11 protein-coding genes are annotated in these 15828 nt (G+C 27.9%); 4 read left to right on the top strand and 7 right to left on the bottom strand.

The window, feature by feature from the left end; translation table 11 throughout:
* Positions 1 to 16 precede the first annotated feature (16 nt).
* Both QM495_RS05110 and QM495_RS05105 read right to left on the bottom strand, forming a co-directional pair.
* Complete coding sequence (locus tag QM495_RS05110; RefSeq protein ID WP_408671033.1) at positions 17 to 976, bottom strand: MlaD family protein; 960 nt, start codon at positions 974 to 976, stop codon at positions 17 to 19.
* A 49-nt stretch (positions 977 to 1025) separates the two neighbouring features.
* Positions 1026 to 2156 (bottom strand): N-acetylmuramoyl-L-alanine amidase, encoded by a 1131-nt coding sequence (locus QM495_RS05105; RefSeq protein WP_408671032.1) that lies wholly within the window; start codon positions 2154 to 2156, stop codon positions 1026 to 1028.
* 201 nt (positions 2157 to 2357) lie between these two features.
* Here QM495_RS05105 and QM495_RS05100 point away from each other — a divergent pair, with 201 nt between their 5' ends.
* Positions 2358 to 4970 carry a putative LPS assembly protein LptD gene (locus QM495_RS05100; protein WP_408671031.1) on the top strand — a complete coding sequence of 871 codons (2613 nt, stop codon included), beginning with the start codon at positions 2358 to 2360 and terminating at the stop codon, positions 4968 to 4970.
* Between the two features lie 13 nt (positions 4971 to 4983).
* Positions 4984 to 5367 (top strand): Rid family detoxifying hydrolase, encoded by a 384-nt coding sequence (locus tag QM495_RS05095; protein ID WP_408671030.1) that lies wholly within the window; start codon positions 4984 to 4986, stop codon positions 5365 to 5367.
* 9 nt (positions 5368 to 5376) lie between these two features.
* On the opposite strand, the gene QM495_RS05090 is transcribed toward QM495_RS05095, so the two are convergent.
* The 5 genes from QM495_RS05090 to QM495_RS05070 are packed head-to-tail and all read right to left on the bottom strand — an operon-like array spanning position 5377 to position 13169.
* A complete protein-coding gene (locus QM495_RS05090; protein WP_408671029.1) occupies positions 5377 to 5739 on the bottom strand; it encodes a methylglyoxal synthase in 363 nt (120 codons plus the stop codon).
* Positions 5740 to 5781: 42 nt separating this feature from the next.
* Positions 5782 to 6774, bottom strand: a complete 993-nt coding sequence (gene gap, locus QM495_RS05085) for a type I glyceraldehyde-3-phosphate dehydrogenase (RefSeq protein ID WP_408671028.1) — start codon at positions 6772 to 6774, stop codon at positions 5782 to 5784.
* 34 nt (positions 6775 to 6808) lie between these two features.
* Positions 6809 to 7795 (bottom strand): 6-phosphofructokinase, encoded by a 987-nt coding sequence (gene pfkA / locus QM495_RS05080; protein WP_408671027.1) that lies wholly within the window; start codon positions 7793 to 7795, stop codon positions 6809 to 6811.
* Between the two features lie 48 nt (positions 7796 to 7843).
* Entirely contained in the window at positions 7844 to 8746 is a 903-nt protein-coding gene (locus tag QM495_RS05075) for a sugar phosphate nucleotidyltransferase (RefSeq protein WP_408671026.1), read from the bottom strand.
* Complete coding sequence (locus QM495_RS05070; RefSeq protein WP_408671025.1) at positions 8739 to 13169, bottom strand: translocation/assembly module TamB domain-containing protein; 4431 nt, start codon at positions 13167 to 13169, stop codon at positions 8739 to 8741. The genes QM495_RS05075 and QM495_RS05070 overlap by 8 nt, the downstream gene beginning before the upstream one ends.
* 98 nt (positions 13170 to 13267) lie before the next feature.
* On the opposite strand from QM495_RS05070, the gene tsaD reads away from it, so the two are divergent.
* Positions 13268 to 14302 (top strand): tRNA (adenosine(37)-N6)-threonylcarbamoyltransferase complex transferase subunit TsaD, encoded by a 1035-nt coding sequence (tsaD, locus tag QM495_RS05065; protein ID WP_408671024.1) that lies wholly within the window; start codon positions 13268 to 13270, stop codon positions 14300 to 14302.
* A gap of 34 nt (positions 14303 to 14336) precedes the next feature.
* The gene (locus QM495_RS05060; RefSeq protein WP_408671023.1) at positions 14337 to 15539 is read left to right on the top strand and encodes an OprO/OprP family phosphate-selective porin; all 1203 of its coding nucleotides are present in this window, start codon (positions 14337 to 14339) and stop codon (positions 15537 to 15539) included.
* The last annotated feature ends 289 nt before the right edge of the window (positions 15540 to 15828 follow it).

Here is a 15828-nt window from a genome sequence, read left to right as displayed (position 1 = left end):
CAATATTAAGTCTTTTTTATTCTTCTTTAGTTTGATTAGGCTCATAACCTTTATCTTTTTTTCCAAATAAAGAAAAATGAACAAAGCGTTTAGGATGTAATTTCATTTCACGCAATAATTCTTCTAATTCTTTTGAAGAATTAGTTAAATTATTGTACATTTTTTCATCTTTTAGAAGTTTTCCTAAAGTACCATTACCTGCCTCAACACTTTCCAAAATTTTATTTAAATTATTAATAGTTAACCCTAAATTTTTAACTGTTAACCCTAAATTAGCATTCACAAGTGTATCTGAAAGCTTCGCTAAATTACTTGAAATTAATTCTGTATTTTTCAAAGTGTTATCTAATTTTTCTTCATTAGATTTAACTAACTTATCTACGGATTCAGAAATATTTTTAAAATTGGCAATAGTCGTATTAAGATGTGCAATACTTAACTTCAAATTTTCTCTGCTTTTTGTATCTAAAATATCCGTTAATCCAGTCATTAAAGAATCTGCACTAACAATTACGTTTTCAACTTTTGCTTGTAATGGATTTAGTTTTTCAGTAACTGAAGAAAATATATCCGACTCTATTTCACCTAGTAAAATATCACCTGGCACAGCCATTTCCCCTTCATAAGAAGGAACAACAGCTAATGATTTACCTCCCATTAAACTTGCGCTATAAATTTTAGCGATACTATTTATCGAAAACTCAAAATCGGTTTCTACACTAAACTCAACAATTAACTGACCTCTTTTTTCAGGTATTTTACTAAACTTAATAGCTACAACTTTACCTACTTCTACACCATTTATAGTTACAACACTTGCTGTATTTAAGCCTTGTACATTACTGTACTCGGTTAAATAGGTTTTTGAAGGGCCATCAAATAAATTTAGACCTTTCATAAAGTTAAATCCCCATATAAATAGTGCAATAACACTTACTACTACAATTCCTGTTTTTACTTCTCTTGTAATTTTCAAAATAACATTATTTATGATAGCAATATTACTAATTATTTAGGCAAAAATGCTATGATTTTTTCAAAACATCATCTATAGATATTTTCTTTCCATTTTTAAATGCAACAATAAATGCTGAATTATATCCTTTAGAGTTTGCTTGCTTTTTCAGCTCCTTTATTTTCTTATAATTTGACGTTTTTCCAAAATAGTACCTATATATTTTACCTGCCTTAACACGCTCAATATTTTTTAATCCCTTAAAATTATATGATTTAGTCGCTAGTTTACGTCTACCCGCAGCAATTTGTACCTTAAACTGAATATCATTAGTAGTAGTAACAATAATTTCTGATGGAGTTATTTTTGGCTCCTCAACAACATCCTCATTTATAACCGTATTTAAGGCAAGCTGCTTCATATATTTTACAATATCTTTATAAATTGATTCAGAAAACTTTTGCTGACCAGCTTTAGAATTTAAATATGGTCCTTCTTTTTTATTTGTTAAAAAACCTGTTTCAATTAATATACTTGGCATATAGGTTTGATATAAAACCACAAAACCGGCTTGCTTTACACCTCTATTTTTTCTTTTCAATCTATTGGTAAAACCATGTTGAATTATACTTGCCAACTGAATACTTTGATCTAAATATTCTTCTTGCATTAATGTTAATCCTATAATTGATTCTGGTGAATTTGGATCAAATCCCTTATAATTTTTTTTATAATTATCCTCTAATAATATCACTGAATTTTCAGCCTTTGCAACTTCAAAATTTTGACGATTTGCATGAGTTCCTAACACCCAAGTTTCTGATCCAGAGGCTTGTGAATTATGTGCATTACAATGAATAGAAACAAACAAATTTGCATCTGCTTTATTGGCTATTCTTCCACGTTCCCATAAATCAACAAAAACATCGGTTTTACGAGTATAAATAACTTTAATATTAGGTTGTTTTTCTAATAATTTACCTACTTGCAATACAATTTTAAGGGCTATTTCTTTTTCCTTGCTATTTTTATAACCAATCTTACCTGGGTCTTTACCTCCATGCCCAGCATCTAATACTACTAAAAAATCTTTCTTTTGAGCAAAAGCCTTATCATTATTAGAAAAAAAGACAATTAAAAACACTAAAATTATACTTAATTTCGTTGTAATTTTAAATTTAGAAAAGAGTTGCGAATTCATCAATTATTTTAATTATTTTTGGCGTTTGTTATTTGTGTGTTTCAAATATTAAGCCATACATTTACAAACAATCAATTATGTGGTTGATTAATTAATGAGCTAATTTAAAAAAAGTTATGCTATCAGCCCAATTTAATAGGTTTTTTTATAAAAAATTTCGTTATTAAAACATCTAATAAAAATATATATTTTAACTTTCTTTTGATACTTGCTATTAGCTTTATCAATACTGTATCTTATACTCAAGAAATAAAACCTAATCCTTCTAAAGATAAGCTTGTAAAGCTTATTGACACTTTAAATGTTAAACTAAAAGACTCTATAAATTTACCTATAATAGATTCTATTACCAAACCTAAAGAACTTCTTGAAAGTATTATTGATCATTCAGCAGATAGTTTAGTTAGACAAGACATAAAAAATAATAAAATTATATTATTTGATAATGCTCACATACATTATAAAGATATTGATTTAACTGCTGGTTATATTGAAATTAATAATAACACCAATGAAGTATGGGCAAGAGGAATTAAAGATACCCTTGGAAACTACACTCAACTACCCGTTTTTAAACAAGGTGCAGAAGAATCAACACAAGATACCATTTCTTTTAATTTTAAATCTGAAAAAGCTAAAATTTGGGGGTTACGTACGGAGCAAGATGGTGTAATTATAAGAGGTGAAGTGACAAAAAAAGAAAACGATTCCACAATTTATATTCAAAATATTAAATTTACAACTTCCGATAAGGAAAAACCAGATTATTATATATCAACAAAAAAAGCAAAAATTGTACCTAATAAAAAATTAGTAATTGGCTTAAGTAATTTAGTTATTCAAGATGTACCAACACCACTATTTTTACCTTTTGCTTACATTCCTTTAACTAAAGGGAATGTTTCAGGTTTTATTATGCCAACTTGGGGAGATACGGCTCAACAAGGTTACTTTCTTCAAAATGGAGGATATTATTTTGCAATAAATGATTTTGTTGATTTAGCTGTTTTAGGTGATGTTTATACTAATGGTAGTTGGGGTTTAAGAACAGAATCTAGCTATGCTGTTAGATACCGTTTTAATGGTAACTTTAGTTTTAGATACGAAAATTTAAAAAACAGTATTAGAGGTTTTGATGATTTTTCAAAAACAACTAATTACAATTTAAGATGGAGCCATAGCCAAGATGCAAAAGCAAGTCCAAATTCACGGTTTTCTGCTTCAGTAAATTTAGGAAGTAGTACGTATTATAGAGAATCATTAAATGAATATAATACCAATTCATTTTTAAACAACACCCTAAGTTCTTCTATTTCATATTACAAAAAATTTGTTGGAACTCCGTTTAATCTATCTATTTCAGCAACACATTCTCAAAATACAAATACCAAAAGTATTACGATGTCATTGCCTTCTTTACAAGTTAATATGGACAGAATTTATCCATTTGCTTCTAAATCTGGTGCTAAAAATAACGCCATCCAAAAATTAGCCGTAAATTATTCTTTAAAAGGAGACAATAAAATTAATACTACCGATGAATTTTTCTTTAAAAAGGAAATGTTTGAAACTGCAAAATCTGGTATTCAACATAATGCTACTTTTAATACAAATATGAAAGTATTAAAATATTTTACACTTTCACCTAACGCCAATTATAAAGAAGTTTGGTATTTCGATAGAATTAGCAAAACATATAATACTACAGAAAATATAGTTGTTTCAGATACTATAAATAAATTTAGTTCTTTTAGAGAATATTCAGCAGGTGTTTCTTTATCGACCACAATTTATGGAATGTTTAACTTTAATAAAGGAAGACTACAAGCAATAAGACATGTTATGAGGCCATCAATTACTTATGGTTATCGTCCCGATTTTAGTTCATTTTTTGAAGAAGTTCAACAAAGTGAAGATGAAAATGACCTTATTGAATATTCCCCTTTTACAAATGGAGTTTATGGTGGACCAAGTAGTGGACTTTCAAACAGTTTAGGTTTTTCTTTAAATAATACCTTTGAAGCAAAAGTAATGCCTAAAGATTCAACTGAAGTTGAGCCAGAGAAAGTAACACTAATTAATAACTTAAATTTCTCAACAAGTTACAATATGGCTGCAGACTCTCTAAAATGGAGCCCTGTGAGAATGACTGCCGGTACAGATCTTTTTAAGAAAAAATTAAAATTGAATATCAATGCCACTTTAGATCCTTATGCAATTACTGCTGATGGGAAAAAAATTAACACCTTTAACATAAATAATGGCGGTAGTTTATTTAGATTAACTAGTGCCGGATTAACCATGAATTATAGCCTTGCAAGTAGTAAATCTGAAGGAAAACAAGACGCTAAACAACAAAATGCTCAAGCTAATAATTCTGATGGAATTTTTGGTGAAGATTTAAATAATAGTAACGATTTAAGCTCTAAAAAAAGTTCAAAAAGTAAAACAACTAAAACAGCTAAACTTTATAATGCAACATTCCCTTGGACTTTAAAGTTAGCCTATTCCTTAAATTATTCAAATTCTAATAGGCAAAACGAAATTTCATCGAACTCCTTAATGCTCTCTGGAGATATTGAACTAACCCCCAAATGGAAAGTTGGAGCATCATCTGGTTATGATATAAAAAATAAAGGATTTAGCTATACTCAATTAAGATTTTCACGTGATTTAGATAGTTGGAAATTGAATTTTAATTGGGTACCTTTCGGTAATAGACAAACTTATTACTTTTTTCTTGGTGTAAAATCATCAATGCTTAGTGATTTAAAATACGATAAAAGAAAAGTACCTGACAGACGATTATTCTAAAATTTAATTCATTATGAAAAAAATTATCAAAACAACAAACGCACCTGCTCCAGTTGGTCCATACAATCAAGCAGTTTTAGCTGGAAATACACTTTTTACGTCTGGTCAAATTGGTATTAATCCAGCTACAGGTAATTTAGTTTCAGATTCTATTGAAGAAGAAACTAATCAAGTTATGAAAAACTTAGAAGTACTTTTAGCTGAAGCAGATATGACTTTTGATAATGTTGTTAAAACATCAATATTTGTAAAAAACATGAATGATTTTGCAAAAATTAATACTATTTATGGAAAATATTTTGATGATACTAATGCCCCAGCAAGAGAAACAGTTGAAGTTGGAAATTTACCATTATTTGTAAATGTTGAAATTTCAATGATTGCAATGAAATTTTAATTAACTATTTTAAATAGATTTAATTAATAATTCTGCAGTCGATGGATTTGTTGCTAAAGGAACATCATGAACATCACACAAACGCATTAACATTGCAATATCTGGCTCATGTGGATGCATTCCTAATGGATCTCTAAAAAAGAAAACCATATTTGTTTTCCCTTCAGCTACTCGTGCAGCAATTTGAGCGTCTCCACCATAAGGCCCAGATAAATATTTATTCACTTTAAATCCAGCCTTTTCTGCATTTTTACCAGTTGTTCCTGTAGAAACTAATTTAATTTCTTTTGATAAAATTAAGGATTTAAAATCCATCAAAAATTGAATCATTTCAGGCTTTTTACCATCGTGTGCTATTATTGCTATTTCCATATTTAAAGATATTAAAACCGGCATTAAACCAGCTGATTTTTTTTAGAGTGATGCTGAATATTCAATTAAATCAATAATTTTTGTTGCGTAACCAAACTCATTATCATACCATGAAATAATTTTATAAAAATTTTCATTCAGTGCTAATCCCGCTTTTGCATCAAAAACTGAAGTTCTTGGCTCTGAGACAAAATCTTGTGAAACCACTTCATCTTCAGTATATCCTAAAATCCCTTTTAATTCATTTTCAGAAGCCTTTTTCATCACTTCTTTTATTTCAGTATAAGATGTTGATTTTTTTAAACGAACTGTTAAATCAACCAATGAAACATCAACTATAGGAACTCTAATTGCCATTGCCAAAATTTTACCATCTAATTCAGGTATAATTTTAGTTATAGCTTCTCCTGCACTAGTAGTTGTTGGTATCATGTTATTTAATGCAGATCTACCTCTTCTCCATGAATCAGAAGGCCCATCAACAGTTCTTTGACTTGAGGTTGTTGAATGAACCGTATTAACCAAGCCTTCAACTATACCAAAATTATCATTTAAAACCTTTGCTATTGGTGCTAAACAATTAGTAGTACAAGATGCATTTGAAAATACATTTATATTTTTTGAAAGAAGCCTATTATTTACACCCATCACAAACATTGGCGCATCTTTTGATGGTGCTGAAATAACTACTTTTTTTGCACCGCCTTTTATGTGCAGTGCAGCCTCATTCTTATTTGTGAAAAATCCTGTTGATTCAATTACATAATCAACATTTACAAGGTTCCATTTAATATTTTCTGGATTTTTTTCAGAAGTAACTCGAATTGTCTTTCCATTAACTATTAACTTTTCACCTTGAATTTCTATAGTGCCTTTAAATTTTCCGTGAACTGAGTCGTATTTTAATAAGTAGGCTAAATGATTTATTTCCAATAAATCATTAATAGCTACAATTTCTACATTAGTTCTATTTATTATAGTTCTAAAAGCTAGTCTGCCTATTCTTCCAAACCCGTTTATTCCTATTCTAATCATTTGATTTTTGATTGGAAATCTTTATTTCTTAAGATTAAATTGACATAATATCACTTACACGCAATAATTCCTTATTAATTTCATGATGTCCTTTTACAGCTTTTTCTAACTCGGTCGTTTCAACTTTATTATTTACTAAACCAACCATTAAATTAGTTTTGCCATCCAATAATAATTCAACTGCTTTTACTCCTAACCTACTAGCTAATACCCTATCAAAACAGCTAGGAGAACCTCCACGCTGCATATGTCCTAAAACAGAAACTCTAACTTCATATTGTGGTAAATTTTCTTCAACATAATCTGCTAATTCAAATACATTTTTACCAATTTTATCACCTTCTGAAACTACAACAATACTTGATGATTTTCCTGATCGTTTACTTCTTTTTAAAGCTTCAAGTAACCTATCTAAACCTAAATTTTCTTCAGGAATTAAAATTTCTTCAGCACCAGCTCCAACTCCAGCATTTAAAGCTATAAAACCGGCATCTCTACCCATAACTTCCACAAAAAACAATCTATTATGTGAACTGGCAGTATCTCTAATTTTATCTATCACCTCAACTACAGTATTTAATGCTGTATCAAAGCCAATAGCATAATTTGTTCCAAAAATGTCATTATCAATAGTACATGGAATACCAATACAAGGGAAATTATATTCCTTATTAAATATCATACCTCCAGTAAAAGTACCATCTCCACCTATTAAAACTAATGCGTCAATTTCAGCATTTTTAAGTTGTTTATACGCTTTTGCTCGTCCTTCTTCTGTTCTAAATTCTGAAGATCTAGCTGATTTTAAAATGGTTCCTCCTCTATTTATAATATTACTAACATGCCTTGCTGAAAGATTTTTAAAATCTCCCTCTATTAAACCTTGATAGCCTCTATAAACACCTGTACAATCTATATTGTAATAGGAGCAAGCTCTTACTACTGAACGTATTGCTGCATTCATTCCTGGTGCGTCACCACCCGATGTCATTACACCTATTTTCTTTATTTTTTTTCCCATAAAATGAATCACAAAATTAGACTTTAATTTTATACTATTTATAGTTGACTACCATAAATTTACTGGATATACATTAGAATCTTTTAATTTCTGAATTTCAGAAGTCACATACTCCTTATCTTGTTTATAGGTAACTCCAAACCAACGTGCATTAGATGTTAATACTTCCATAGTAGCAATATTATTTACAATTACATGATTTACTGCTAATGGAATAAAAAACTCTGCTTTAGGTTCTTGATAATTTTCTTCTAAGAAACTTTCAAATAATGATGCTGAAACTTCAAAATATTTTGGTGTGAATCCAAAAAAGTTCATTGAAACTATTGTTTCCTCAGAAATTGAAATTAATTGTTCATTTTCATCTTTAAATTTTAATCCACCATCAACTTTTTCAATATGAGTTCGCTCAGTGATACCTGTTAAATTTCCATTTTCATTCACTTGACATTCTCCTCTTGAAACAAATCCATAATCCGAAACGGTGTTTTTTAATACATAGCCCATCATATTAAAGTTTGTTGAATTTTTATCAATTGTTTTTAATGATTTAGCCATCACTTCAAACGCTTCTTTCCCATAAAAATCATCCGCATTTATTACTGCAAAATTTTCTTTTACAACATCTTTAGCCATTAATAATGCATGAGCTGTTCCCCATGGTTTTTGTCTGTTATTATCTTTGTATTTTTCTGGAATATTATCAATTTCCTGAAAAACATACTCAACTGCTATTTTTCCTTCTAATTTGTTATTAAAAAATGCTTTAAAATCTTCTTCAATACTTTTTCTAATGATAAAAACTACTTTTCCAAAACCAGCTTGAATGGCATCATAAATTGAAAAATCTAGAATTGTATCTCCTTGTGGTGTAAATGTATCTAATTGTTTTAAGCCTCCATAGCGGCTACCAATACCGGCAGCTAATATTACTAAAGTTGGTTTATTCATTTTTAATTATTTTCTTATTTTTAAATTTTATTAATTTATTTATTTTTTTAATTGTGTCAACAGGTTTTAATGTGTTTATTGAGTCTTTTAATTGTTTCTTTTTTAATCCAATTTTCTCCAATAATTCTTTACTATTATCAAAATCTATTTGATAGTTTAATCCAACACCTTGCGTATATCCTTCTTCCTCTTCTGTGTATTGAATTTCATTTTGGCGATTAAATACTGATGAACGTAAGGTTCCTTCTTCATTCATTAAAAACTCTACATTTACTTCACCTATAACACTCGATTGTTCTTTGGAACCAATTGGTACTCCAACTTTACCATTGATAATTATTCTATCATTTACTTGAAAATCTAGTCCAATTGCTAATTGATCATCAATATTTAAATTATCTACTTTATTTTTTACACCTACTGTATAAACTGGCTTTAATTTGAAACGATTATTCCCTTGATTAAAAATATTATCAAAGGCATTTGAAAGCATATCAAAACCTGTACCGTATAATGCCGCATTGCTGTTTACACTTATATCGGTTTCGTTATAAAAACTTCCCGATGCTAATAAAAATAAGAATTGAATTGTTTTATTATTAGCATCGTTATTATTTAATTTAAATGCCAACTCTGATGCTACTGTTGAACTAGAATTTGGAATTTCAATATCAAATTCTCTTTGAGAGTTAAATAATTCACCTGAGAAACGTGTAATTAAATCGATTGGAATTTTTCTATTTGCAGTAATATTTTCTAACATCGATTTTGGATTTGCTAAAACTCTATGGACTGCTTCAATATTTATTTCAGCGGTATAAGGATCTCCACTCCAAGATATGCTTCCTCCTTTTTTTACCGTAAAAGGTTTGTTAATAATTCCGCCATATTTAAAATTATAAACACCGTTATCTACAACAAAATCTCCATACATATCAAATTTATCTTTGGTATCGAGTTCAAGTTGTAAATTACCTGTTCCACTTCCCTGCAAATAACTTCCGGTAGCTTGGTCTAAAACCATTTCAACAACGGCATCTTTTGTAACTTCAATATTAAAATTTAAGGATAATCCTTTTAATTTTTCAGAAATAAATGCCTTTCTTATTTCTTCGTTTTCTTCTAATTTATCTTTATTAATAAATCGAATTAATTCAGAAGTTTCAACAGTTTTTACATCGCTAATTGGAATTACAAAATGAGTGCCTTTTTTAGTCTTACCAATTACATCAATTACTAATTTATCTGTTAATCCACTAATTTTGGCATTTCCTTCAATAAATCCTGTTCCATAATATACTGAGTTTTCTGCTTCAACAGTATTTAATACTAATAAATTAGTTGTGTTTAAATTTAAGTTAAGCGTCCAATCATCAAAATATGAATGCTTTAAAGTACCCGTTAGTGCTCCTTTGGTATTATGAGCTTTATCTTTTAAGGCTACATCTTCAAAAATAAATGTTTGGTCTTTTAAACTAATAATACTTGTACCATCAAAATCGTAATCAACATTTATATAAGGAAAATACAATCCTGCTCCATCTAAAAACAAATCTCCTTCCATTGTTGGGTTGCCTAACAAGCCGGTTAAATGTGCATTTCCATATACAAAACCTCTAATATTATTAAAAACATCTTCACCTAATGGACTAAAAGCATCTAACTTAAATTCTTCAAAATCTATGTTAACATCTAATGTTGGATTTTTTGGTGTAAAATCTAAGGCTCCTACAGCCGAAAAATTTATATTATTATTTCTTTCTAATGAAATATCCAATGCGTACTTTTTTAATGAATTTTTACCTTCAATATTAATTTTTAAATCTCCTTGATGAGAATTATTTATATCAAAATTTGATATTGTTAAGTTTGCCGAAGGCCTTATTTGTTTTTGTAATTGACTATAATTAAGCTTACCATTAATTATTCCTTTTAAATTTAAACTATCAATTTTAGGCGTAATATTTGCAAGTTTCACATCTTTAAAATCAAACACTATATTTTTGGAAATAGTGTCATTTATAGTTCCTGAGAATTGAATTTTTTGCTGATTTGAAGTTATTAAAAACGGATTTATATTATAGGTATTTGTTTTATTTTCATAAACTACTTTATTTTCAAAATTGTTTGTTGGATTTATAATCCATTCATTATTTTTAAATGTGAAATTAGATTTTTGCACTCCAAAAACAGATTTATTTTCTTCATTAAAAGTATGATAAAATGCTAAGTTATAATCTTCTGTATTTCCTTTACCACCTTTAAATTCAGTTCTAAAATAAAGTGTGTCATTCAACGTAATATTTACTAAGTGTAATTTAGAAATTTCATAAAACTTAGAGCTTACCTTCTTTAATTTAAGTTGGGTATTAAATAATGGGTTTTTATTGTCTATTTGTAAATTTAAATCATCTATAATAGCTGTATAAGCTTCAATTTTTGGTGATTTTACGGATAACTTAAATAAGTTATCATCAGAATTTATAGTTCCTCTAATTGATGTGTTCGCTGAAAGAATTACCTCAGGGTAAAAAACCGCTACAATTTTATTGTAAATATTGAATCTAAAATTTAAATATTGACCAGAAGCAACTTCATAAGGATTATAATTTGAATAAATACTCCCGATTGAATTTTGAGCCAACTTACCTAATTCATTAAAATTAAATATACCTTTAATATAACCATTAATTATTTCTGAAGAGTTAACGGTAATTGTTCTAATACTATCTAAAAATGAAGAAGTTACATTAAAATCTTTAAAAAAATAGTCTCCTTTTTGATTGGTATATAGTACATTTTTAAAATTTACGGCACCAACTAAATCATCTAATGAATTTCCTTTTACTTTAATTTCAATATCACCTTTTATATTAGATATGCTATCGCGCTTAAAAACATTAATTTTATTTAAATCACAATAATCAATTATTGATTTAAAATCGAACGTATAAATATCTGATGAAAAATCGGCTAAACCATTAAAATTTAGTTTTAAATTATTATCATTCACTTCCATTTCACCATTAAAATGTTTACTTCTCACCAACCCATTTAAAGCAATGTTTTTAAAGTTATAATGGTTATATTGATAATTAGAAATAAGTCCTTTTACTGAAGTATTCATGGTCTCTAAAGTAAAGCCTTCTCCATCAACATCTCCTTCAATAGAAAATTCACCAACTAACGGATTTTCAATAATTTTCCCTAAATCAAAATCAATAATTTTAATATGACCAATATAAGATGCCTCGTCAATATTTGAAATATTAGATAATTCTAAATCTGATATGGATGTACCAATAGCTGTATTTAAAGTTAGTTGCACATTAATTAAATTTTTGGTTAGGTATAAATCTCCATGAATTGTAAACCTACCAAATTTCTCAAAAGAAGAAGGTAATGTGTTACCTAAAACATTTGGTAACAATGTTTTTAAATGGTAATAATCTGAAGTTAAATTTGTTAAATTACCTTCTAATGAAAAACCGTTTTCTTGATTAAAAGAATTTTTAAAGTTTAACGTTCCGTTAATAATTGCATTTTTATTTGTAGTTAATTGTAAATTATTTGTTACAAAGTTATTTAATTTTCCAGTTATTTTTGTTGTAAAATGCAACATATCATCTGTACCTAATTCACTATAGAATTTTTTTAAATCTATTAAGGACACATCCGCTTTTTTAACATCAGCCTCTATGTTTACTTTATTATTAAAATCTGAAAAATCTTCTCTTTTATACGTGAATTTTAAATTAGTTAGAATAGATGATGTTTCAGTTTCTAAAACAGTATTTTCAAAATTCATAAACTTTTTAGTGTAGGTAAAGTCTGTTGCTAATTTTTTAATTTCTAAATTATGATTTTCTACAAAAGTAAGTCCTTCAATTATTGTGTAAACATTAGGTCCTTCAACCTTAAAGTTTTTTGTAGTTCCGTTAATCGCTTTAAAAAATAATGGTTTATCCGTTGGCTTATTTGCATCAACAACTTCAACATAACCATCATTTAATTTTAAATTTGTTGCAGTTAATAAAAATCCTGATGGCTTGTTGGATACAGTTCCATCATCAAATTTATCAACAAAAACTGTTAACGCATCATCTACTTCACCCTTATATGTGTTAATGTTTACAATAAAATTATTTAAAGAAATTTGCCCAAAATTAAGCTTACTATTAATCATATTCCTATAACTAAAAACCGAAGTTGCTAAATTTTGAACATAAATTAAAGTATCACCATGATGGTTTATAATTAAAACATCTTTTAACTGCACATTTCCTAAAAACGACAAATCAACTTTATCAACATTTATATTTACATCAAAATCCTTATGTAGGTAGTTTGTGGCTGATTTTCCAAGTTTTGTTTGAATAGAAGGTATAGATAAAACAATACTTACCAATGCTAATAAAAGCATTAGTACTACTAAAATTCTGACAACTATTTTTTTAATTCGTTTGATATGCGTTAAATTTGCATTTTTATGGCAATTTTCGTGCCTTTATTTGTTATTAAATGATTAAAAATAAATCAATTTACATTCTTGGTATTGAATCGTCTTGTGATGATACTAGTGCCGCTATTATTTGCAACGGAAAAATACTATCAAATGTTGTTGCTAATCAAGAAATTCATGCCCAATATGGCGGTGTTGTTCCAGAATTAGCGTCTCGTGCACATCAACAAAATATTGTTCCTGTTATTCAACAAGCAATTCAACAAGCAAATATCGACAAAAAAGACTTAAATGCCATAGCTTTTACACGCGGACCTGGATTAATGGGCTCTTTATTAGTTGGAACCTCTTTTGCCAAGTCACTTTCTTTAGGTTTAAACATCCCTTTAATTGCTGTAAATCATATGCAAGGGCATATTTTAGCTCATTTTATTGAAGATGAAAATCAACACAAACCACCTTTTCCATTTTTATGCTTAACAATTAGTGGTGGCCATACTCAAATCGTAAAAATTTCTGATTATTTTACAATGGAAGTTTTAGGTGAAACATTAGATGATGCTGTTGGGGAAGCTTATGATAAATCTGCAAAAATATTAGGACTACCATATCCTGGCGGACCGCTTGTAGATAAATACGCGAAGCTTGGAAACCCAAAAGCATTTAAATTTACAAAACCAAAAGTTGATGGTTTAAACTTTAGTTTTAGTGGTTTAAAAACTGCAATTTTATATTTTATTCAGAAAAAAGTAAAAGAGAATACAAATTTCATCGAAGAAAACTTGAATGATATTTGTGCTTCAATTCAATACACAATTGTTGAAATTTTATTTGATAAAATAAAATTAGCCGTAAAACAATCTGAAATAAATCATGTTGCAATTGCTGGTGGTGTAAGCGCAAATTCTGAAATTAGAAGGGTTTTAAAATCTTATGAAGCAAAATTTGGATGGACAACTTATATTCCTAAATTTGAATATACAACTGATAATGCTGGTATGATTGCAATTGCAGGTTATCTCATGTACTTAGATAATAACTTTTCAAATGATACAATTACTGCAACAGCCAGACTAAAAGTAAATGAAAAATAAAAATATTTAATTTACATAAAAAAATAATTTTTCAATGAAAAAACAACTACTCTTAGGTATATTGTTATTTTCTAAGATAATCTTTATGCAAGCACAAGAAACCCATAATCTAAAATCCTTTTGGGATAATGGCTTTCATATTCAAAGTGAAGATGGTAGTTTTAAAATGAAATTTGGAGGAAGAATACAATACCAATCATCTTATTTTTTACAAGACACACAAACCATAAATTTATTTAATAAAGCTATAAATGGCACTGAATTTAGACGAATTCGTTTTTATAATTCAGGTACAATCTACTCTTTTATTAGTTACAAATTACAGGTTGATTTTACTGGTAATAGCACTAAACTAAAAGACGCTTATATTTCAATTAACAAAATACCTGCCATAGGAAAATTTACTATTGGTCACTTTAAAGAACCTTTTGGTTTAGACAATCTTAATAGTAGTAATGATATGTCTTTTATAGAACGTGCTCCTAATATTGATATGACTTTAGGTAGAAATAATGGTTTTATGCTGTCAAATACAGCTTTTAATAAAAGAACTACTTGGGCATTAGGTACATTTAAAGATACTGATAACTACGGGAAAGCAATTTCAAATAATTATAATTTAACTGGAAGAATTACAGGATTACCTATTACAAATGAAAATTTTACAAAATTAATGCACTTTGGGGTTGCATTTAGTTTCAGAAATCCAAGTAACAATGAATTTAAATTAGATTCTAAACCTGAAGCCAATTTACTTCCTAATTATATAAATACAGGAATTATTGAACACGTTGATAATGTTTTATTAACTGGAATTGAATTTGCCATTGTAAAAAATTCATTTTCTATACAATCAGAATACATTAATTCTAAAATTAACAGAAATAGTGATTTAAACAGTTATAATTTTTTTGGTTATTATATTGAAACTAGTTACTTTTTAACAGGAGAGCATAAAAATTACTCAAATAAATCAGCAACTTTTAAAAGAGTATCTCCTAAATCAAATTTCAATCCACAGAGTAAAGGACTGGGCGCTATTGAATTAGCCATAAGATATGCCACTACAGATTATTCGGATAGTTCACTAAATGGTGGTGAATTAACAAATTTTACTACAAGTGTAAATTGGATTTTAAACCCTGCAACTAAATTTAGTTTTAACTATTCTTTAGCTAATTTAAAAACTATTGGGAAAACATCAATTTTTCAAATGAAATTTCAAGTAGTGTTTTAAAATACCTCAACTAAAATTTTAGGATAAATTAAATTTAATACTCATTAATATAGACTACTCAAATAAAATATTTAATTTATTCAATATACATTAATTTCGCTCAATAACACTTTAAATAAACTCTATTAAATAATTATTTTTTAGTAGCATTTGTTACATTTTTATTGTCTTAATTTAGCAATTTAAATGTTTCTACAACTTTGAAAAAAATAAATTAATTAGTAATAGTATAATATATACTTATATTAATACCTCATTATTAACGTATTCACTATTTATGTTAAATATT

It is taken from the genome of Lutibacter sp., assembly GCF_046055765.1.
GTDB lineage: Bacteria > Bacteroidota > Bacteroidia > Flavobacteriales > Flavobacteriaceae > Lutibacter.
Note: the sequence above shows the minus strand (reverse complement) of the source record. Positions and strands in the feature narration are given on the sequence as shown.